This window comes from Mycobacterium sp. NPDC003323, assembly GCF_053589535.1.
The window spans coordinates 625349-643780 of sequence record NZ_JBSFSB010000001.1; the positions used below are offsets into that span (position 1 = coordinate 625349).

19 protein-coding genes are annotated in these 18432 nt (G+C 67.6%); 11 read left to right on the forward strand and 8 right to left on the reverse strand.

What is annotated here, in order from left to right:
* The first annotated feature begins 16 nt into the window (after positions 1–16).
* Positions 17–1273 (forward strand): cytochrome P450, encoded by a 1257-nt coding sequence (locus ACWDUN_RS02725; RefSeq protein WP_449924223.1) that lies wholly within the window; start codon positions 17–19, stop codon positions 1271–1273.
* Positions 1274–1567: 294 nt separating this feature from the next.
* A complete protein-coding gene (locus ACWDUN_RS02730) occupies positions 1568–2893 on the forward strand; it encodes a DUF222 domain-containing protein (RefSeq protein ID WP_449924226.1) in 1326 nt (441 codons plus the stop codon).
* Between the two features lie 56 nt (positions 2894–2949).
* Here the strand turns inward: ACWDUN_RS02730 and ACWDUN_RS02735 are convergent, their stop codons facing one another.
* Both ACWDUN_RS02735 and ACWDUN_RS02740 read right to left on the reverse strand, forming a co-directional pair.
* Positions 2950–3774 carry a thioesterase family protein gene (locus ACWDUN_RS02735; protein WP_449924228.1) on the reverse strand — a complete coding sequence of 275 codons (825 nt, stop codon included), beginning with the start codon at positions 3772–3774 and terminating at the stop codon, positions 2950–2952.
* Between the two features lie 3 nt (positions 3775–3777).
* Positions 3778–4587 carry an SMP-30/gluconolactonase/LRE family protein gene (locus tag ACWDUN_RS02740; protein WP_449924231.1) on the reverse strand — a complete coding sequence of 270 codons (810 nt, stop codon included), beginning with the start codon at positions 4585–4587 and terminating at the stop codon, positions 3778–3780.
* 67 nt (positions 4588–4654) lie between these two features.
* On the opposite strand from ACWDUN_RS02740, the gene ACWDUN_RS02745 reads away from it, so the two are divergent.
* From ACWDUN_RS02745 to ACWDUN_RS02775, 7 genes are read left to right on the forward strand one after another with little or no spacing between them, the layout of a single operon-like run.
* Positions 4655–5359 (forward strand): NIPSNAP family protein, encoded by a 705-nt coding sequence (locus ACWDUN_RS02745; protein WP_449924234.1) that lies wholly within the window; start codon positions 4655–4657, stop codon positions 5357–5359.
* Positions 5356–6594 (forward strand): cytochrome P450, encoded by a 1239-nt coding sequence (locus ACWDUN_RS02750; RefSeq protein WP_449924237.1) that lies wholly within the window; start codon positions 5356–5358, stop codon positions 6592–6594. Before ACWDUN_RS02745 ends, ACWDUN_RS02750 begins: the two co-directional genes overlap by 4 nt.
* Complete coding sequence (locus ACWDUN_RS02755; RefSeq protein ID WP_449924240.1) at positions 6594–7562, forward strand: zinc-binding dehydrogenase; 969 nt, start codon at positions 6594–6596, stop codon at positions 7560–7562. The genes ACWDUN_RS02750 and ACWDUN_RS02755 overlap by 1 nt, the downstream gene beginning before the upstream one ends.
* Complete coding sequence (locus ACWDUN_RS02760; RefSeq protein ID WP_449924243.1) at positions 7559–8305, forward strand: HpcH/HpaI aldolase family protein; 747 nt, start codon at positions 7559–7561, stop codon at positions 8303–8305. The genes ACWDUN_RS02755 and ACWDUN_RS02760 overlap by 4 nt, the downstream gene beginning before the upstream one ends.
* Positions 8302–9009, forward strand: coding sequence for an SDR family NAD(P)-dependent oxidoreductase (locus tag ACWDUN_RS02765; protein ID WP_449924245.1), 708 nt, complete (start codon positions 8302–8304; stop codon positions 9007–9009). Before ACWDUN_RS02760 ends, ACWDUN_RS02765 begins: the two co-directional genes overlap by 4 nt.
* A gap of 4 nt (positions 9010–9013) precedes the next feature.
* A complete protein-coding gene (locus ACWDUN_RS02770) occupies positions 9014–10471 on the forward strand; it encodes a flavin-containing monooxygenase (RefSeq protein WP_449924247.1) in 1458 nt (485 codons plus the stop codon).
* Positions 10471–11358 (forward strand): alpha/beta hydrolase, encoded by an 888-nt coding sequence (locus tag ACWDUN_RS02775; protein ID WP_449924250.1) that lies wholly within the window; start codon positions 10471–10473, stop codon positions 11356–11358. The genes ACWDUN_RS02770 and ACWDUN_RS02775 overlap by 1 nt, the downstream gene beginning before the upstream one ends.
* Here the strand turns inward: ACWDUN_RS02775 and ACWDUN_RS02780 are convergent.
* Together ACWDUN_RS02780 and ACWDUN_RS02785 are read right to left on the reverse strand one after the other, a co-directional pair.
* Complete coding sequence (locus tag ACWDUN_RS02780; protein ID WP_449924253.1) at positions 11351–11818, reverse strand: SRPBCC family protein; 468 nt, start codon at positions 11816–11818, stop codon at positions 11351–11353. The genes ACWDUN_RS02775 and ACWDUN_RS02780 overlap by 8 nt on opposite strands.
* Before the next feature lie 24 nt (positions 11819–11842).
* Positions 11843–12538: a DUF427 domain-containing protein gene (locus ACWDUN_RS02785; protein ID WP_449924256.1), complete on the reverse strand. Its 696-nt coding sequence runs from the start codon at positions 12536–12538 to the stop codon at positions 11843–11845.
* Between the two features lie 84 nt (positions 12539–12622).
* Between ACWDUN_RS02785 and ACWDUN_RS02790 the strand changes: the two genes are divergently transcribed.
* Positions 12623–13207 (forward strand): hypothetical protein, encoded by a 585-nt coding sequence (locus ACWDUN_RS02790; protein WP_449924259.1) that lies wholly within the window; start codon positions 12623–12625, stop codon positions 13205–13207.
* Between the two features lie 48 nt (positions 13208–13255).
* Here ACWDUN_RS02790 and ACWDUN_RS02795 read toward each other — a convergent pair whose 3' ends face one another.
* A complete protein-coding gene (locus tag ACWDUN_RS02795) occupies positions 13256–13510 on the reverse strand; it encodes a DUF2631 domain-containing protein (protein ID WP_449924262.1) in 255 nt (84 codons plus the stop codon).
* Positions 13511–13597: 87 nt separating this feature from the next.
* Between ACWDUN_RS02795 and ACWDUN_RS02800 the strand changes: the two genes are divergently transcribed.
* A complete protein-coding gene (locus ACWDUN_RS02800; RefSeq protein WP_449924265.1) occupies positions 13598–15076 on the forward strand; it encodes an amino acid permease in 1479 nt (492 codons plus the stop codon).
* Between the two features lie 3 nt (positions 15077–15079).
* Here ACWDUN_RS02800 and ACWDUN_RS02805 read toward each other — a convergent pair whose 3' ends face one another.
* The 3 genes from ACWDUN_RS02805 to ACWDUN_RS02815 all read right to left on the reverse strand — a co-directional run bounded on the left by ACWDUN_RS02805 (position 15080) and on the right by ACWDUN_RS02815 (position 18314).
* Positions 15080–16822 carry a cytochrome c biogenesis protein DipZ gene (locus ACWDUN_RS02805; protein ID WP_449924268.1) on the reverse strand — a complete coding sequence of 581 codons (1743 nt, stop codon included), beginning with the start codon at positions 16820–16822 and terminating at the stop codon, positions 15080–15082.
* A gap of 93 nt (positions 16823–16915) precedes the next feature.
* The gene (locus ACWDUN_RS02810; protein WP_449924271.1) at positions 16916–17518 is read right to left on the reverse strand and encodes a fasciclin domain-containing protein; all 603 of its coding nucleotides are present in this window, start codon (positions 17516–17518) and stop codon (positions 16916–16918) included.
* Between the two features lie 115 nt (positions 17519–17633).
* On the reverse strand, positions 17634–18314 hold the full coding sequence (locus ACWDUN_RS02815; protein WP_449924273.1) for a fasciclin domain-containing protein: 681 nt from the start codon (positions 18312–18314) through the stop codon (positions 17634–17636).
* Between the last annotated feature and the right edge of the window lie 118 nt (positions 18315–18432).

The following is an 18432-nucleotide window of genomic DNA, read 5'->3' on the forward strand; positions in this document are numbered from 1 at the left end:
CCAGGAGGGAATCGCCGTGACAGTCGCCAGCGCCCCGCGGGCACGCGAATACAGTCCGTTCGACATCACGTCGCACGGATTCTGGAGTCAGCCCTTCGACGTTCGGGATCAGACTTTCGCCCAGCTGAGGGCGCTGGACGGATTGAGCTGGCATCCGCCGCTACCGACCCTTTTCGATCTGGAGGAGCCCGGATTCTGGGCGGTGACGCGGCGTGCCGATCTGCAGTTCGTCAGCCAGAACCCGCATCTGTTCACCTCGACTCGGGGTGTGGCGCTGGACCCGATGCCTGCCGAGATGCAGAAGTTCGCCACGTTCTTCCTCATGATGGATCCGCCCGAGCACACCACCTACCGGCGGTTGATCAGCTCGGCGTTCACACCGCGCAATGTGCGCAGGATCGAGGAGCAGATCCACGACAACGCGGTGGCGATCGTCGACGAACTGATCGGAGCCGGTGACATCGACTTCGTGCACGACTGCGCCGCCAAGCTGCCGATGATGACCATCAGCGACATGCTGGGCGTGCCCAAGGCCGATCAGCCGGCGCTGGCCGCGGCCGCCGAGAAACTGTTCAGCATGAGCGATGACGATTACTCGACGCTCGAAGAGCGGGCGATGGACACCATCAACGAGATCATGCTGATCTCGAACACCGGTGTCGAGCTGGCCAAGTTCCGTCGCGCCAATCCCGGGGACGATCTGATGACCAGCATCGTCGACGCGGAGGTGGACGGGCGTCGGCTCACCGACGAGGAGATCGGGGCATTCCTGATGCTGCTGGCCTCGGCCGGTAACGACACCACCAAGCAGACCACCACCCATGCCATGCTGGCGCTCGCCGCGAATCCTGGCCAAAGAGATTGGCTGATGGATGATTTCGACGCGCGTATCGGGATGGCCACCGAGGAGTTCGTGCGCTGGTCGACGCCCGTGCTGCAATTCGCGAGATTCGCCACCGAGGATGTCGAGGTGGCCGGTCAGCAGATCAGCGCGGGGGACAAGGTGGGGTTGTTCTACTGCTCGGCCAACCGTGATGAGCGGGTGTTCACCGACCCGCACACCTTCGACCTGAGCCGGGCGCCGAATCCGCAGGTGGGTTTCGGCGCCGGCGGCCCGCACTTCTGCCTGGGCAATCAGCTGGCGAAATGCGAACTGCGCAACATCTTTCGGGAGCTGCTCACCCGACTGACGACGATCGAGTTCGGTGCGCCGGACTTGTTGTACAGCAGCTTCGTGCATGGCATCAAGCGGTTGCCCGCGTATGTGGGCTGAGTCGGAGGTGCGGTGGGGAAGTGTCGCTACCAAGACCATTCGAAGTGTCACCGATGTCCTGATGCACAATTTCCCACCAATTCTCGTCTCGGAATTTTGTTGCACGGTGCCCAGATTCGGCGTAGGATCGAACACAAGTTCGAAGCGAAGTGGCTCCCACTCTCCAGGTGAGCCCGTGTCGGCGGCTACGGGTCGCCGAAGAGGTTCGACGACCCTGACGAGGGTTTGTCTGAGCCGTGGTGCCCCTTTGGGGGCGAGTGTGTGTTGGCCTTGTCCGAAAGGTTGGGTCCCGGGATGGACGCCACCGATTTGAGTTCTTTCATTGATGCGTTGATCGACGATCTCGCACCGTCTGTTCCGCCAAATGATGATGATGTCGGGCGGACGTTGTTTCATCTGCTGGACTGTCCGCGGAAGGTGGTTGATGAGGTGCCGCTGTTGGCGGTGCTGACGGCCGCGGTGACGGCCCGCAACCTTTTCGATCACGTGATCGCTTCTGCGGTGGCGGCGGCGGAGCGGCTCGGGGTGCCGGCGCGCAAACGCCTGCGCAGCGGGGCGGATCTGCTCACCGCGCTGGGGATGTCGCCGGGTGCCGCGCAGCGCGCGGCACGGGTGGGACGCGCGGCGTCGTCGATGCCGGCGTTGACGCGGTCCCAGCGCGTGGGTGGGTTGGGCATCGAGTTCGTCGACGCGGTCGGTAAAGGTGTGGCCCATATCGAGCGCCGCGTCGAGTTGTCCGAGCAGGACCGCGCCAGCGTGGTGCGCAAGCTGATGATTCAGATCACCCCGGCTCAGGTGGACTCGAAGGCCCGCGCGATCGCCATCGATAAGACCGCGGCACAGCCGGTGGGGGAAAGGCCGGTGCCGGTGGCCGAGGACGCCGACCTCAATGAGATGACCCTGGTCCAGAACGGCGAAGGCCGATTCGAGGCCTCGTTGGATCTGGATGTGGGGACCGGGGAGGAATTGTGTGCGGCGTTGGATCCGTTGTGTAGGCCCGTCCCGCTGCCGGACGGCTCACCGGATCCGCGCCCGATCGGTAGGCGTCGCGGCGACGCGATCGGGCAGATTCTGCGCACCTACTTGTCGCAGTCGACGCGACCGATGTCCGGTGGCGTGCTGCCGCACGTCACGCTGATCCGGCCGAACGCTGCAGCGGCCGGCGACGAAGACGTCGACAGGCTGGGTTTCGGTGGCCCGATCAGCACCGCCACCGCCGATCTGATCGCGTGTGACTCCACGCTGACCTCGGTGGTCGTGGATCACACCGGGGTGCCACTCGATGTCGGGCGCAGCGAGCGCCTGTTCACTCCTGCGATCCGTAAAGCGTTGGGGATACGGGACAAGGGCTGTGCGCATCCGGGGTGTGGGCGGCCGGTGTCGTGGTGCGACGCCCACCACATTAAGCCGTGGGGCGCCGGGGGCGAGACGAGTCTGGACAACGGGGTGCTGCTCTGCCGCTACCACCACACCCAGATCCATCACGGTGGCTGGCAGGTCTACCTCGGCCCCGACCGCCACCCATGGTTCATCCCACCCCACGACCCGACCGGACCACAACCAGCGCACCTGCGCTCGCATGCCCGCCGCACCATGACCGACCTACCGGCCGCCGCATAACCCAAAGCCTCAGTGCACCTTGACAACTACACAGTGACCCCGCCGGGGCGGCCGGCTCAGCCCGATGCAGCAGGCGCGCGGCGGCGCACCAGCACCGACTGCTGGATTGCGCCGACCGGGCCCTGTTCGTCGAACAGCGTGCCCAGCGTGGTGCCGATCCCATCGGGACCGTAGTTGGTCTCCGCGCGCACGCCGATCCACTCGCCGGCGGGCACCCGATGGATGTGCACCACCAGATCGGTGTTCAGGAACGTCCATCGCCGGATGTCGATCCTGGTGCCGATGCCGTTGGCGTCATCGGCGACGGTGAACAGCCGCTGCAGCGGTGTCAGCGGTTCGCCGGCGACCAGCGCGACCGTCGGCCGGATCCACGATTCGCCCGCGCCGTCGGCCAACGGCGTTGTGAGCCAGCGCCAGTCGACGCTGTGCACATAGTTGGTGTCCCAGTCCTTGGCCATATCGCGGCTACGGGCCTCGGTCAGTGGCCGCAGCGGAGGTGCGGAAACGTGCACCACTTCGGTGGTGTCCTGCTGCTGTAGCCGCCAACCGCTGGCGCGCGCAACGGGCCGCGGTGCGCCGTCCGGGCCGGTGGCCAGCAGGTCGGCGGTGATCAGCTCGATCTGCTTGCCGGCACGCTCGCGCGTGGCCCGCACCCACAGGTCGCCCTCGGCGGGTACCGGACCCAGCAGGTCGATCAACACCCGGCTGAGTCGGGTGTCGGCACGGTACTCACAGCGTTCCAGCGCCCGTACCAACAGCGCCGACACCGGCGCGCCGTGCTGGATGGCCGCCGACCAGGTGCTGCGCACCAGATCGGTGGCGGTGAACCGCTCACCGATCGGATCCTCGGGATCGTCGAGCACGTAATAGGAGTCGGGCACCGGTCACCTCCGTTCGGCCGGCACGTCGACGCTGACCGCGTCGAGGGTCGACAACGTGGTGCCGATCAACCGCTCCGGGTAGGCGTCGGTGGCGGACAACAGGAACAGGGTGCGCGCCTCGGGGCCGCCGAGTGCGCAGGCGATGGCAGTCCGCCCGGCCATGTCGATGCTGTCGGTGACCCCGTCGGCGGTCACCCGGTCGAACTTGTGCGCCAGCGTCGACGCGGTCCACACACCGCCGTCGGCGTCCACGGCCAAGCCGTCCGGAGGCCCATCCAATCCGGTGGCCCAGACCCGACGCCTGCACAGGCCTCCGCTGTCATCGATGTCGAAGGCCGACAGTCGGCGTGCGGTGGACTCGGCGACGATGAACGCGCCGTCGGGGCCGATCACCATCCCGTTGGGAAAGTCCAGATCCTCGGCCACGACGCAGGCCCGGCCATCGGGATCGACGCGGACGATCACGCCGCCGGTGCGGGCCTGTGACCCGATATAGGCCCGGCCGTGGTCGTCGACCACCATATCGCCGAGATCGGCAGGCACCCGATCGGCGAGATCGGCCAGCACCGTAACGGTTTCGCCGTCATAGGCCAACAGCTGCCGGTGCCGGGTCGACACGATCAGGCAGGTGCCGTCGGGGCGAAACCCCAAGCCGGAGGGGGCATGTCCCGGAAGCGGCAGGGTCGACATCTCGCCGTTGAGCGTCACCGTGTGGACGGCCTCGCCGAGCATGTCGGAGAACCAGACCAGCCCCTCGAACCACCGGGCGCCCTCACCGAAACAGAACCCGTTGGCCAACGGCTGGACTGTCATGGCGTCACGATAGCCCATCCGTGCGGCAAAGCTTTACAAAACACGTCCAAAATGTCACGCTCGCTGAGTGCGTACATATCACCGGCACACGCTGCTGTACCTGCACGAGACCATCGAACTCGGACGCGGTGGTGGCGACGAGTTCACCGAGCGGTTCAGCACCCTCTATCACCCGATGATGGCCGATCTGGGTGCCCGGCTCTTCTCGATCTGGGAAACCACGCCGTACAACGGTCACTGGCCGCAGGCCACCATCATCTGGGAGATCGACTCCTTCGCCGACTACGCCCGAATCGGCAGGGCGCAGGCCCGTGGCGGCAGCCACGCCGCCGCGGCCGCCGAATGGGCCGGCTACCTCGGCGCAACCGGCGCCCACGGCGAGGGCCGGATCATGTACGCCGCCCCGCAGAACCGCAACCTGGCACAACTGCAGAGCGAGGGATTCAAAGCCGAACTCGTCATCCAGGAGATCATGCAGACCAAACCGGGCCGGCAGGACGACTACATCCGCGAACTCGAACGGCTCTACGTTCCCTGGTCGGAGAGCACCGGCAAACGCTGGCTCGGATCCTTCACCACCACCTTCCGTTTCAACGAGGTCATCCATTACTGGGCGCTCGAGGGCGGCTGGGACTGCTTCGAGAACCACTACCCGTCCTGGAAGGACAGTCCGCCCGCCGAGATCGTCACCTGGATGAGTGTCGCCCCGGCGCTGCGCGACGGCTGGGAGGACTCCGTGCTGGCCGCGCTCCCACCCTCGCCGCTGCAATGAGAACCATCGTGTCACAAGCATTCTCGTATGATCCCTTCGCCCCCGAGGTGATGGCCGACCCGATGCCCTACTACCGGGTGCTGCGCGACGAATATCCCGTCTACTACCTGCCGAGATGGGACACCTACGCGCTGTCGCGCTTCGACGACATCTGGGAGGTGCTGCGCACAGCCGACGGCACCTTCGTCGCCTCCGAGGGCACGCTGCCCGCGGCCAACGTGCTGGAGCGCCACAACGACGGGCCGGTCGCCGACCCACCGTTGCACCCGATGCCGTTCCACGCCAACTTCGACTCACCGCTGTATGAGAACGTGCGGCGCTGCACGTCGGCACAGTTCCGGCCACGCTCGGCGGCAAGGCTGGCCGACCGCATCCGGGCACTGGCCAACGAACGACTCGACGAACTGCTGCCGCGCGGTACCTTCGACCTGACCCAGGATTACGGCGGGATCGTCGCGGCCGCCATGGTCTGCGAGTTCGTCGGTCTGCCAACCGAACTCGCATCCGAGGTGCTGGCGTCGGTCAACGCGGGCAGCCTGGCCCAACCCGGCGAGGGCGTGGAGGTGGCCAATGCCCGACCCGGATATCTGACCTACCTCACGCCGATCATCGCCGAACGCCGTGCCGCCGGCGCCGACGGCAGCTGCCCGATCGCCGACAGCCTGATCAACTTCGAACTGCCCGACGGCTCGAAGCTCACCGACACCGAGGCCGCGATCCAGATGCTCGGCGTGTTCATCGGCGGCACCGAGACCGTACCCAAGATCACCGCGGCCGGGCTGTGGCAGCTCGAACAGCACCCCGACCAACTCGCCGCGGTGCGCGCAGACCTGCACACCAACGTGCCCATCGCGCGGGAGGAGATCCTGCGCTACACCGCACCGGCACAGTGGTTCGCCCGAACGGTGCGCCGGCCCTACACCATTCACGGCACCACCATCGAACCCGGCCAGCGGGTCATCACGCTGCTGGCCTCGGCCGCACGCGATGACCGGGAGTACCGCGAGCCCGACCGGTTCATCTGGAACCGGCGCATCGAGCGGTTGCTGTCCTTCGGGCACGGCCAGCACTTCTGTCTGGGCGTGCATGTCGCTCGACTGGAGATCACCATCATGATGCAGGAGTGGTTCAAACGGGTGACCGACTATCGCATCGTGTCCGAACGCGCGTCGCGGCCACCGTCGAGCTTCCAGTGGGGTTGGAACAACCTGCCCGTCGAAGTCCAGGGCCGCTGATGTGGAGCTATCGACTCACGGCGCCGTACACCTTGGAACGCACTGATGTACCCGAACCGGATCCCGCGACGCTGGCCGACGGACAGGTACTGCTCGACTTCCTCGCCGCCGGCATCTGCGGCAGCGACCTGCCCGGCTACCGCGGCACCCAGGGCAAGTTACCCGGCGACACCGGGTGCTCCGCGGCGGGCATGGCCGGATTCCCCATCCACGAGATCGCCGGGGAGGTGCTGGCCAGCGCACACCCGGACCATACGGCGGGGGACCGGGTGGTCGGGTGGGCCTCCGGGTTCGACGGTCTGCAGGCGCGGGTGATCGCCGACGGTGACGGGCTGTACCGCCATGCAACGGATCTGGAACCGGCGCAGGCGATCGGGTTGCAACCGCTGGCGTGTGTGCTCTACGCCGTCGAACAACTCGGAGATGTCACCGGCAAGAGGGTCGCGGTGATCGGGCAGGGCTCCATCGGCCTGCTGTTCAGCCATGTCGCCAAGGCCGTCGGCGCCGCCCACGTCACCGGTGTCGACCCGATCGACCGCAGCCGCCTCGGCCCGGCATTCGGTGTCGACGAGGTGGTGCGGGCGACCAGCGACCGGTGGATCCGGCACCTGCGGCCCGACGAGAAGTTCGACATCGTCATCGAAGCCGTCGGTCATCAGGTCGCCACCCTCGGTCACGCCATCGACGCGGCGGCCTTCGGCGCCACCATCTTCTACTTCGGCGTCACCGATGACGACGTCTATCCCATCAGCATCAGAACGATGCTGCGCAACAACCTGACCCTGAAATCCGGTGTGACGCACGACCGGCGACGCATGCTGGCGGCCGCCGACGAGTTCACCCGGCGCCATCCCGATCTTCCCGCGCGGTACCTGACCCACACGTTCCCCGTCCACGACGCGCCGGCGGCATTCGAGCTGGCGTGCCGACCCGACCCCGGCCGCGTCAAGATTGCGATCACCTCATGACCCGGCTGCAGGATGCACTGGCCGCCAAGGGGCGGATCTGGGGCGGCTGGGTGGTGGGTCCCACGGTCATCGGACCCGAGGAGTTCGCGGCCGCCGGATACGACTATGTCGGATTCGACCTCCAGCACGGCTATCTCGACGACGCCGATATCGCGCTGCTGCTACGTCGGCTCGAACATCAGCCGATCGCGACCGTCGTCCGGTTGCCGTCGACCGATCCCGCGCCGATCGGCAGAGTGCTCGACGCCGGCGCCGACGCCGTCGTCATCGCCATGGTGGAGACCGCCGCGCAGGCCGAGGCGGCCGTCGCCGCCACCCGGTACGCACCGGCCGGGGTGCGGAGTTTCGGGCCGCTGCGCGCATCGCTGGGTCACGACATCACCGCGTTGGAAGCCGCGGCAAGCGTTTACGTCATGATCGAGACCGCGACTGGACTGGCCGCGCTGGCCGACATCTGTGCCGTGCCGGGACTGACCGGCGTCTACGTCGGGCCGGCGGATCTGGCCATCTCGATGGGCCGCCGGCCCACCGAGGCCTTCACCCATCCCGGCATTCTCGACGCCATGGCTGCCGTTGCCTCGACGGCCGCCGCCGCCGGATTGGTGGCCGGTGTCCACGCCGGAAGCGGAGGTATCGGTAAACGCATGTCCGGGCTGGGATTTCGGATGATCACGCTGGCCTCGGAATCACAAGCGCTGCGGCGTGGCGCCCTGGCCCATCTCGACGAAGCGAGCGGGCGATGACCCCACGGCCGGTGGCGTTGGTGACCGGGGCGGCGCGCGGACAGGGTGCGGCGATCGTGGCGCGCCTACGCGCCGACGGATACCGGGTCGCCGCCTGCGATCTGCCGGGCTCCGCAACAGTCGACGAGGGCGCGGATGTCCTCGGCATCGAACTCGACGTCACCTCCGAACAACAGTGGGACGCCGCCGTCGCCGCGACCGTGCAGCGCTTCGGAACGCTGAACACCCTGGTCAACAATGCCGGCGTGCTGCACCGCGCCGCCATCGCCGAGGAGACCGCCGCCGGATTCGAGGACAGTTGGCGAGTCAACTGCCTGGGGCCGTTCCTGGGGATCCGGGCCGCGTTGCCGTACCTGCGTGCAGCCGAGAACGCGTCGATCGTCAACACCTGCAGTACCAGCGCGATCCGCCCCTTCGCCCACCACGCCGCCTATGCATCGTCGAAGTGGGCCCTGCGCGGCCTGACCCAAACGGTCGCGGTGGAACTGCTTGCGGTCGGCATCCGGGTCAATGCCGTGTTCCCCGGTCCGATCGCCACCCCCATGCTCGACGAGCGCACCCAGGCCCGGCTCGGGGAATCGGGGCGTCTCGGCACGCCTGAGGAGGTCGCCGACGCGGTGGCATTCCTGGTCTCGGCCAACGCATCCTTCATCACCGGATCGGAACTGGTCATCGACGGCGGCCAGATCCTGAAGATCGGATGATGCGATGACCAGGACACGGTCGGTGGGAATTATCGGTGCCGGCCCGGGCGGCCTGGCGCTGGGAATATTTCTGCGCAAGGCAGGCTTTCGGGACTTCACCATCTTCGACCGGGAGGACGGCGTCGGGGGAACGTGGCGGATCAACACCTACCCGGGACTGGCCTGCGATGTGAAATCCCACCTGTACTCGTTCTCCTTCGACCTCAACGCCGATTGGTCGCGGCTGTGGTCGGGCCAGCCGGAGATCCTGGCCTATTTCGAGAACTCGGCCCGTCGGCATCGGCTGCAACCGCACCTGCGGCTGAACACCGAGATCACCGCGGCGCGCTGGAACGCCGACAGCCACACCTGGACGCTGACCACCTCGACCGGTGCGCAGCACAGCTTCGACATCGTGGTCTCGGCGGTCGGCCTGTTCACCCGGCCGCTGATGCCGGACCTGGAAAGCCAAGAACGGTTCACCGGAACCGTCATGCACACCGCCGAATGGGACCACACGGTGCCGTTGGCCGGCGCCCGGATCGCGGTGTTGGGCACCGGATCGACCGCCTCGCAGGTGGTTCCGGAGTTGGCCAAGGTCGCCGAGAAGGTGTATTCGGTGCAGCGCACCCCGACGTGGATCCTGCCGAAACCCGACCGCGCGTACACCGCGCGGGAACGCTGGGTGTTCGCCCATGTGCCGCTGGCCAAGAAGATCTACCGCACTCGGCTGTGGCTGCGCAGCGAGTCCAATATCGCGGTCATCGAGGACGGCAGCGACAAGACCCAGCAGTTCAAGGCGGTGGCGCTGAACATGCTGCAGAGCACCGTCGAGGACGACGACCTGCGCGCCCGACTGACACCCGATCACCCGCTGGGCTGCAAACGGTTGGTGTTCTCCTCGGATTTCGTGTCCACCCTGACCCGGCCCGATGTCGAGGTCGTCGACAGTCCCGCCCGCGCGCTGACCGAGCGGGCGTTGGTCACCGCCGACGGCCGCGAACTCGACGTCGACATCGTGGTGTGCGCCACCGGATATGCCGCCGCGGACTATCTGGGACAGATCGAGGTGACCGGGGAGGGCGGCCGCACCTTACGCGAGACCTGGCGTGACGGTGCCTATGCCTATCTGGGCATGGCGGTGCCCGGATTCCCGAACTTCTTCATGCTGTACGGGCCCAACACCAACGTCGGATCCAACAGCGTCATCTTCGTCCTGGAGGCCCAGGCGCACTACATCGTGCGAGCGCTGCGGCATCTGCGCCGCCACCGCAAGAGCTATGTCGCGGTACGCCCGGATGCCATGCGCGAGTATCTGACCCGCATCGACGGCTGGATGCAGGGCACGGTCTGGCTCACGCGGTGCAACAGCTACTTCCGGGCCCCGAACGGCCGGGTGGTGACCCAATGGCCGCGCAGCGCCCGTGCCTTCTGGCAGCTGACCCGCCGGTTTCGGCCCGGCCCGTACACCTTCGAGGGCTGATGGGCATCACCGAACGCCTCGATCCGGCGCTGCGTCACCTGGCGGCGGCGCGCACCGATCTGTCCGCCGACCTGTTACCCGTGGTGCGCCAGGGCCTGAACCTGCGCCGCCGCGAGAGCCTGTCGGACATCGACACCGCCGGCGTCGAGATCACCGACGATGTTGTCGGGGGCCACATTCCGGTCCGGGTCTATCGCGGCGGTGCGACCGGAGTCGTGCTGTACTGCCACAGCGGCGCCTTCGTGCTGGGCAATTTGGACACCGATCATCGGCAGTGCGTCGAGCTGGCTCGTCGTGCACAGGCCACGGTGATCTCGGTGGACTACCGGCTCGCGCCCGAACATCCCTATCCGGCCGGCCTGGACGATGCGCTGACCGTGCTCGGTTGGGCGGCAACGTGCCTGTCCGGCCCGCTCGCCGTGGCGGGCAACAGCGCCGGTGGCGCCCTGGCGGCCGGATTGGCGCAGCGGTCGGCCGCCGGTGAGGCGGCGCCCATCGTCTTGCAGTTGCTGCACCAACCGGTGCTCGACGACGAACTGACACCGTCGAAGCAGGAGTTCTGCGACACGCCCGGATTCGACGGTGTGGCCGTCGATCTGATGTGGCGGTACTACCTGGCGAGGGAGCGCGCACCCCGGGGCGCCGTGCCGGCCCGCGCCGCCGACCTGAGCGGGTTGGCACCGGCCTTCATCAGCTGCTCCGAACTCGACCCGCTGCGTGACGAGGCGGTCGACTACGCGCTGCGACTGATGTGGGCCGGCGTCCCCACCGAGCTGCACGTGCTCCCCGGGACCTGTCACGGGTTCGACTCGTTGGTACCGCAGTGCGACATCAGCACCCGGCTGTTCGCATGGCAGGGCGCGGCACTGCGCCGCGCCTTCAGCTGAGCTCGCGGGCCACCGCGGCATGGTAGGCGTCGATATGTGACGGATTGACGATACGGAAGAACCCGTCATGCATCGGGGCGTCGCGGTAGGCCTCGATGCTCATGGTGCGCGTGAACAGCGTGACGTCGGGACCCGGTGCGGTGAAACGGTATTCGACCGTCATCCGCCCCTCGAACCCGCCGGCACCGGCGTAGTCGGCGCCCAACCGCCCCACCGAACTGAACACCCACATGCGCGGGCGGGTGGCGATGGCCAGCTGCCAGGTGAACACCCGGTCCTCGGTGGGATGGGCCTCCTGCCAGGTGTCACCGACCTGCAGGGGCAGGGTGTCACGCACCCCGGTGATGCGCGGACCGCCCGGGTAGGTCTTGGCCCAGTTGGCCGGGTTGGTGACGAAGTCGTAGATCACCTCGGCCGGCCGGCTGAATGCGGTCTCCGAACTGGTGGTGACAATGCCCAACGGAATGCCTTTCTCAGGGATGGGTCAGCAGCCGCAACCGCCGGCACCCGACGGTAATTCGGCGATCATCTCGACGCGCTTCTCGTCGAAGCTCAGAAACCCCTTGATGACACTGGATTCCGGGAGTGCCTCGGGATAACTCCAGGCGATGTCGGACAAGACTGCATCGCCGACGACGGCCGACCAGTACACCGCCCGGCCCTTGTAGTTGCAGTAGCTGGTGGTGGTGCTCGGTTGCAGCAGGTCGGTGCGGACGTGCGCCGGGTCGACGTAGAGCCTTGGCGCCAAGGCGGTCTCGAAGACGATCACGGTATCGGTGGTGTCGACCAGCACCGTGTTGTCGACGCTGACCCGCAGACCGCGACCGGTCGGCAGGCAGTCCACCCGGTGATAGGGATTGGGCGGGTAGTGCACCAGCCGCCGACCCTCTTCGATCCAGCCGTCCACCGCGTCCCAGGGCACCCGCACGTAGCCGGGGCGTTCGGGCACCGGTTCGGTCGGTAGCCCGAACACCTCGGCGGCCGGGAAGGCATAGCTCAGCGGGGCATCGCGGCGGTGCACCAACAGCGCGGACTCGGTGTCGATGACGTTGCGCCCGTTGAGCACCGCCTGCACCCGGCGGGGGTGCGGTTCGATGAAGACCACATCGTCGGGGATCGCCGGGAAGAATTCGCCTGCGGGGTCACGGCCGAGCGGGCCGTGTCCGGCATACAGCGTCATGCCCGGAGAGCTTTACAGATTCTGGAATAAATGTCACGCTGATGATGGCCGTGCCGATGTCGGTTCTCGAAGGAGACAGCCAGCGTGAAAGCCCATCCCTTACATCGCGACGACAGGTCCGCGTTCGGTGACCGCCGTGGCGTCGGAGTCCGCGCGACGGCGACCGACCTGCTGACCTACGACCTGACCGTCGTCGCGACCGATGTCGCCGACGTGGTGCGCGGCGCGGGTGGGTGGCTCTACGACCGGGTGCGGGCCGGATGGAAGGTCAGCGTCGTGGTGCCGGGCTCCTGTGACGGCCGGCCGCTGGACATCCTGGGAGTCCGTTCGGTCGCCGCCGGGCGCCGGGCCGCCGAGTTGCCGTCCGAACCCGCGGCGCTGGCGGTGTCGGCCCGGGCGTTCGGGGCCGACGCGGATCTCCGAGGCCATGTCACCCAGGCGTTGGAGCGGGGCTGGGCCGAGGTCACGATGTGGGGTGACGACGCCCTCGCCGCACCGGGTTACAGCGTCGAGAACGTGCAGTTCCGGCTCAGCCCGGCGGCGCGCGCGTTCAAGGCGCACGCCCTGGCCGCCGCCGGACTGCCCGGTGTCGTGGCGCCGACCGAACAATTCCTCAGCTGCGCGCTCTGGTATCCCGCCGACGGGCCGGACCTGACGGCCGTCCGCTGACGAAAACGCCCCGGAGCGATGGGCTCCGGGGCGTGTCGATGCCTGAGGTCAGCGGTACCAGCCGCGGCTGCGGGCGATCCAGTCGCGCGCGACGATGCCGAGGATGACCACCGCGAACAGGATCAGGAAGATGTCCTCGACGTGTCCGACATGGTTGCCGTGGGTCATGACGACCAGGAAGATCGCGCTGAAGATGCCGATGATGTGCAGCACCCGCGGGTTCTCGGTGGACCAACCCCATGCCGCAGACGGCACATCTTCCACATCGACGCCGTTGTGACGCTCGACCTCGGTGCGTGACACGCCTTCTCCTCACGTCCGGTGAATCCGATTGCGCCCATTCTGGCATACCGCGCAGTCAACACCCGACACAGTGGGTACCTTGCGATCGTGACGCAGAGCTGGCGCAGGAAATCCGTAGAGCAGTCCATCGCCGACACCGACGAGCCGGGCACCCGGCTGCGCAAGGACCTGACGTGGTGGGACCTCACCGTGTTCGGGGTGTCGGTCGTCGTCGGCGCCGGCATCTTCACGGTCACGGCGTCGACGGCCGCCAACATCACCGGACCGGCCATCTCGGTGTCGTTCATCCTGGCCGCGGTCACCTGCGGGCTGGCCGCGCTGTGTTACGCCGAGTTCGCCTCGACGGTGCCGGTGGCCGGCAGCGCGTACACGTTCTCCTATGCCACCTTCGGCGAGTTCGTCGCCTGGATCATCGGCTGGGACCTGATCCTGGAGTTCGCCGTCGGCGCCGCCGTGGTGGCCAAGGGTTGGTCGAGTTATCTGGGCACGGTGTTCGGGTTCTCCGGCGGCGTCGTGGAGCTCGGGCCGTTGGACTTCGACTGGGGTGCGCTGCTGATCGTCGGCACCGTCGCGGTGCTGCTGGCACTGGGCACCAAGCTGTCCTCGCACTTCAGCCTCGTCATCACCGCGATCAAGGTGTCGGTGGTGCTACTGGTCGTGATCGTCGGCGCGTTCTACATCAAGGCCGCCAACTACACCCCGTTCATCCCGCCCGCCGAATCCGGTGAGTCGGCCGGAACCGGGGTGGACCAGTCGCTGTTCTCCCTGCTGACCGGCGCGGCCGGCAGCCACTACGGCATCTACGGTCTGTTGGCCGGCGCCTCGATCGTCTTCTTCGCGTTCATCGGGTTCGACGTCGTCGCCACCACGGCCGAGGAGACCAAGAACCCGCAGCGCGACGTCGCCAAGGGCATCCTGGCCTCGCTGGCGATCGTCACGGTGCTCTATGTCGCGGTCGCCGTCGTGCTGTCGGGCATGGCCTCCTACCTGGATCTGCAGCAGGCCGGTGCGGGCCACCCCAACCTGGCGACCGCCTTCGAGCTCAACGGGGTGGACTGGGCGGCCAAGGTCATCGCCATCGGCGCGCTGGCCGGCCTGACCACCGTGGTGATGGTGCTGATGCTGGGTCTGTCGCGGGTGCTGTTCGCGATGTCGCGGGATGCGCTGCTGCCGCGCTCGCTGGCCCGTACCGGCACCCGCGGCACCCCCGTCCGGATCACGGTGATCGTGGCCGTCCTGGTCGCGCTGGCCGCCTCGCTGTTCCCCGTCAACCGCCTCGAGGAGATGGTCAACGTCGGCACGCTGTTCGCCTTCGTGCTCGTCTCGGCCGGCGTGCTGGTGCTGCGCCGCACCCGGCCCGACCTCGAACGCGGCTTCCGGGTGCCGTGGGTGCCGGTGCTGCCGATCGCCTCGATCGTGGCCTGCCTGTGGCTGATGCTGAACCTGACCGCGCTGACCTGGATCCGGTTCGCGGCATGGATGGTCCTCGGCGTGCTGATCTACTTCCTCTACGGTCGCCGGCATTCGCTGCTGGGGCAGCGGCAGGCGCTCGACGGAAAGATCTGACACTCAGCCATAGGTGAACGAGAACGCCTGCAGGCCCGCATCGAGCGAGACCTCCAGGCTGCCCGCCCCGTCGGTGTCGTCGGCGACGATCTGGCGCATGTTGGGCGGGCCGCTGACGGCCACCTCGCGCGTCACCCCGTCGCGGGTGATCCGGACGGTACCGGTGCCGCCGACGACGAGATAGACGTTGCGGGCGTGGTAGTTCAGCCGGATCGCGGCATCCTGTGACCGGGCGGTGACACCCTGGTAGTCGACGTCCCACGTGCCGCGCAGTGCGAAGCGGTCCGCGGCCAGCGCGGCGGGGAAGTCGAACGTGTGGGTGCCCTCGTCATACGTGCCGGTGCCGCCGTAGTTCACCACCTTGCCGACGCTGAAGTACGTCTCGGGCGTGGTGGGCGCGGTCGGGGTGTCGTCGACGCGTTCGGTGGCCGCCGGCAGGGCGCCGTCATCGCCGTCGGAAAGCAGTTGGCGGATGAGCTTTTCGGTGGTGGCATAGTCGCCCTCGCCGAATTTGATGTGCCGCACGACGCCCTGTTTGTCGATCAGGTAGTGGGCGGGCCAGTAGCGGTTGCGGTAGTTGGTCCACGTCGAGAAGTTGTTGTCCATCGCGATCGGGTAGGTGATGCCCAGATCCTCGGCCCCGCTGACGACATTGGCCTCCTCCTTCTCGAAGGCGTACTCGGGGGTGTGGACGCCGATCACCTGCAGGCCACGGTCGCGGTAGGCCTCATCCCAGCCGACCAGATGCGGTGTCGCGCGCTGACAGTTGATGCACGAGTAGGCCCAGAAGTCGATCAGCACCACCTTGCCGCGCAGTGACTGCAGGTCGATCGGGGCATTGCCGGGGGTGTTCAGCCACTTCGTGATGCCCGTGATATCGGGTGCGGTGCCGCAGCTTTCGAGGACGGGCGCGCCGTTGGTGCAGTTGGACAGCTCGGCGTTCTGCTCGTTGATCAGACCGCCGAGGTTCAGCTGGTCGCGCAACTGCTCGTCGCCGCCGACCTGTTCCTGCAGAGCGCCGGTGTAGTCGGGAATTGCGCGCTGCAGCACGGCGGGCAGATTGAACACCAGCGCGACGGCCAGCAGGATCGTGACGATCCCGGCGGAGACCCGGATCTCGCGCTGGCGCCGGCGGAAGGCCGCGACGCGTTGCGCCACCCGCCGGCCGGCCAGGGCGAAGAACAGCAGTGGCAGCGCGGCGCCGACGGCGAACGCACACGTCAACGCCACGATCTCAAGGCCGATGGTGCCGGTCGAGCCCGCGACCACGATCGCGGCCAGCACCGGTCCCGCGCACGGCACATACAGCACGCCCAACGCCAACCCGAGGCCGAAACCGCTTTTACCGGAACCGAACTGCCGCTGCGGCAACCGCGCGAACGGCTTTTCCAACAACGCCTCGAACGGCGGGAAGATCAAGCCGAGTCCGATCACCACCAACGCCACCAGGGCGACCCAGCGCAGCGTGTCCTGCGGCAGGCGCGCCCAGGACAGCAGCGCCGACCCGACGAGGGTGACCAGGCTGAAGCTGAGCACCAGACCCGCGATCACCAGATAGGGCCGCAGCCGCGAGGACAACGCCGGCCGGGCCGGTGCCCGGATCGCCACGGCGCCGGCCGCGCCGGCAGGTTCGGTGCCCGTGCCCTGGGTTCCGGAGAAGAAGATCACCGGCAGCACCGGCAGGATGCACGGTGAGATGCCGGTGATCAGCCCACCGACGAAGCCGATCACGATCAGGGTCGTCATGTGAGTCATTCGACACCACAAGGCTTTTGGATTGCCCGGCACGCGAATCGGCCCCGGCCGCAATGCGACCGGGGCCGATGACCGCTACGGCGATCACATCGGCGGCATGAGCACCGTGTCGATGAGATAGACCGTCGCGTTGGCGGTCTGTACGCCACCGCAGACCACGCTCGCGTCGTTGACCTTCAGATCGGCGGGCATGGCCATGTTCGGCTGGGTCACGTTGACCTCGGCGCCCTGCATCGTCTTGTGGGTGCCCACCACCTGCGCGGGGCTGGCCTGTCCCTCGACCACGTGATAGGTCAGGATGCTGGTCAGCAGCGCCGAGTCGGTCTTGAGCCGCTCGATGGTCGCCGGGTCGATCTTGGCGAATGCCTCATCGGTGGGGGCGAACACCGTCAACGACGGCGCACTGTTGAGGGTTTCGACCAGGTTGACGTTCGGGTTCAGCTGACCCGACAGCGCCTGGGTCAGCGTCTTGAGCATCGGGTTGTTCGACGCCGCGACGGCCACCGGGTCCATGGACATACCGGTCACCGAGGCCGGGCCGACCGGGTTCTGCGCGGCGTAGGCGGCGCAGCCGGGGCCGACGGGTTCGGCGTTGGCGACACCGGTCGAGGCGAACATCAATCCGGTTGCGGCCGCCGCGGTACAGGCGAGGCCGGCCAGCGTGCGGGTTTTCAGCGAGACAGTCATCGATCAATTCCTTTTCTCGGTCGTCGTACGTTTCGTATGGGTGGGGAACGACGTCCCGATGGGGCGAGGCAGCCAAGTCGGGGGAACGGGCTGCCTCGCCGGCTCATCGGGGTGCTCAGGCCGCCGGGGGCATCAGCACGGTGTCGATCATGTAGACGGTGGCGTTGGCGGTCTGGACGCCGCCGCAGACCAGGCCGGCGTCGTTGACCTTGAGGTCATCGCCGGCACCGGTGACGGTGACGGGCGCACCCTGCACGGTGGTGTGCTCACCGGCGACCTGGTCGGGGCTGGCCTGGCCGGGGACCACGTGGTAGGTCAGGATCGAGGTCAGCATGTCCGCATCGGTCTTGAGCGTCTCCAGCGTGGCGGCGTCGATCTTGGCGAACGCGTCGTCGGTGGGCGCGAAGACGGTGAACTCGCCGCCGTTGAGGGTGTCGACCAGGTTGACGTCGGGGTTCAGCTGGCCCGACAGCGCCTGGGTCAAGGTCTTGAGCATCGGATTGTTGGAGGCGGCCACGGTGACCGGATCGGCGGCCATACCGGTGACCGAGCCCGGACCCTCGGGGTTCTGCTCGGCGTAGGCGGCGCAACCCGAACCGATCAGGGCAGAGGCCGGGGCGGCCATCGACGTCGACGTTTCCGGGGCGGCCATCGACGAGGTCATGGAGGAGACCGACGAACTGGCCTCACTGGCGCTGCTTTCGACCGAGGAATCCCCGCCCGAACAGGCGGACATGCCGAGAGCCGCGACGGCGGCGAACCCGGCGAAAGCGATGCGATGGTGGGTCAATCTCATGAGACTCAACTTCCTTGTTGGCGGGTGGTCGGTACCGACCCGTTTGGCCCTACACCGGTCATTCGGAGCCTCCGACGGCCCGGATGGGTCCGGACCGGAATTCGCCCCACGGGCGGGG

Bases quoted from the DNA above. Each gene is read 5' to 3' on its own strand.
- ACWDUN_RS02730 (WP_449924226.1), top strand. From the start codon at position 1,568: ATGGACGCCACCGATTTGAGTTCTTTCATTGATGCGTTGATCGACGAT.
- ACWDUN_RS02740 (WP_449924231.1), bottom strand. From the start codon at position 4,587: ATGACAGTCCAGCCGTTGGCCAACGGGTTCTGTTTCGGTGAGGGCGCC.
- ACWDUN_RS02750 (WP_449924237.1), top strand. From the start codon at position 5,356: ATGAGAACCATCGTGTCACAAGCATTCTCGTATGATCCCTTCGCCCCC.
- ACWDUN_RS02755 (WP_449924240.1), top strand. From the start codon at position 6,594: ATGTGGAGCTATCGACTCACGGCGCCGTACACCTTGGAACGCACTGAT.
- ACWDUN_RS02760 (WP_449924243.1), top strand. From the start codon at position 7,559: ATGACCCGGCTGCAGGATGCACTGGCCGCCAAGGGGCGGATCTGGGGC.
- ACWDUN_RS02765 (WP_449924245.1), top strand. From the start codon at position 8,302: ATGACCCCACGGCCGGTGGCGTTGGTGACCGGGGCGGCGCGCGGACAG.
- ACWDUN_RS02770 (WP_449924247.1), top strand. From the start codon at position 9,014: ATGACCAGGACACGGTCGGTGGGAATTATCGGTGCCGGCCCGGGCGGC.
- ACWDUN_RS02775 (WP_449924250.1), top strand. From the start codon at position 10,471: ATGGGCATCACCGAACGCCTCGATCCGGCGCTGCGTCACCTGGCGGCG.
- ACWDUN_RS02785 (WP_449924256.1), bottom strand. From the start codon at position 12,538: ATGACGCTGTATGCCGGACACGGCCCGCTCGGCCGTGACCCCGCAGGC.
- ACWDUN_RS02805 (WP_449924268.1), bottom strand. From the start codon at position 16,822: ATGACGACCCTGATCGTGATCGGCTTCGTCGGTGGGCTGATCACCGGC.
- ACWDUN_RS02810 (WP_449924271.1), bottom strand. From the start codon at position 17,518: ATGACTGTCTCGCTGAAAACCCGCACGCTGGCCGGCCTCGCCTGTACC.
- ACWDUN_RS02815 (WP_449924273.1), bottom strand. From the start codon at position 18,314: ATGAGATTGACCCACCATCGCATCGCTTTCGCCGGGTTCGCCGCCGTC.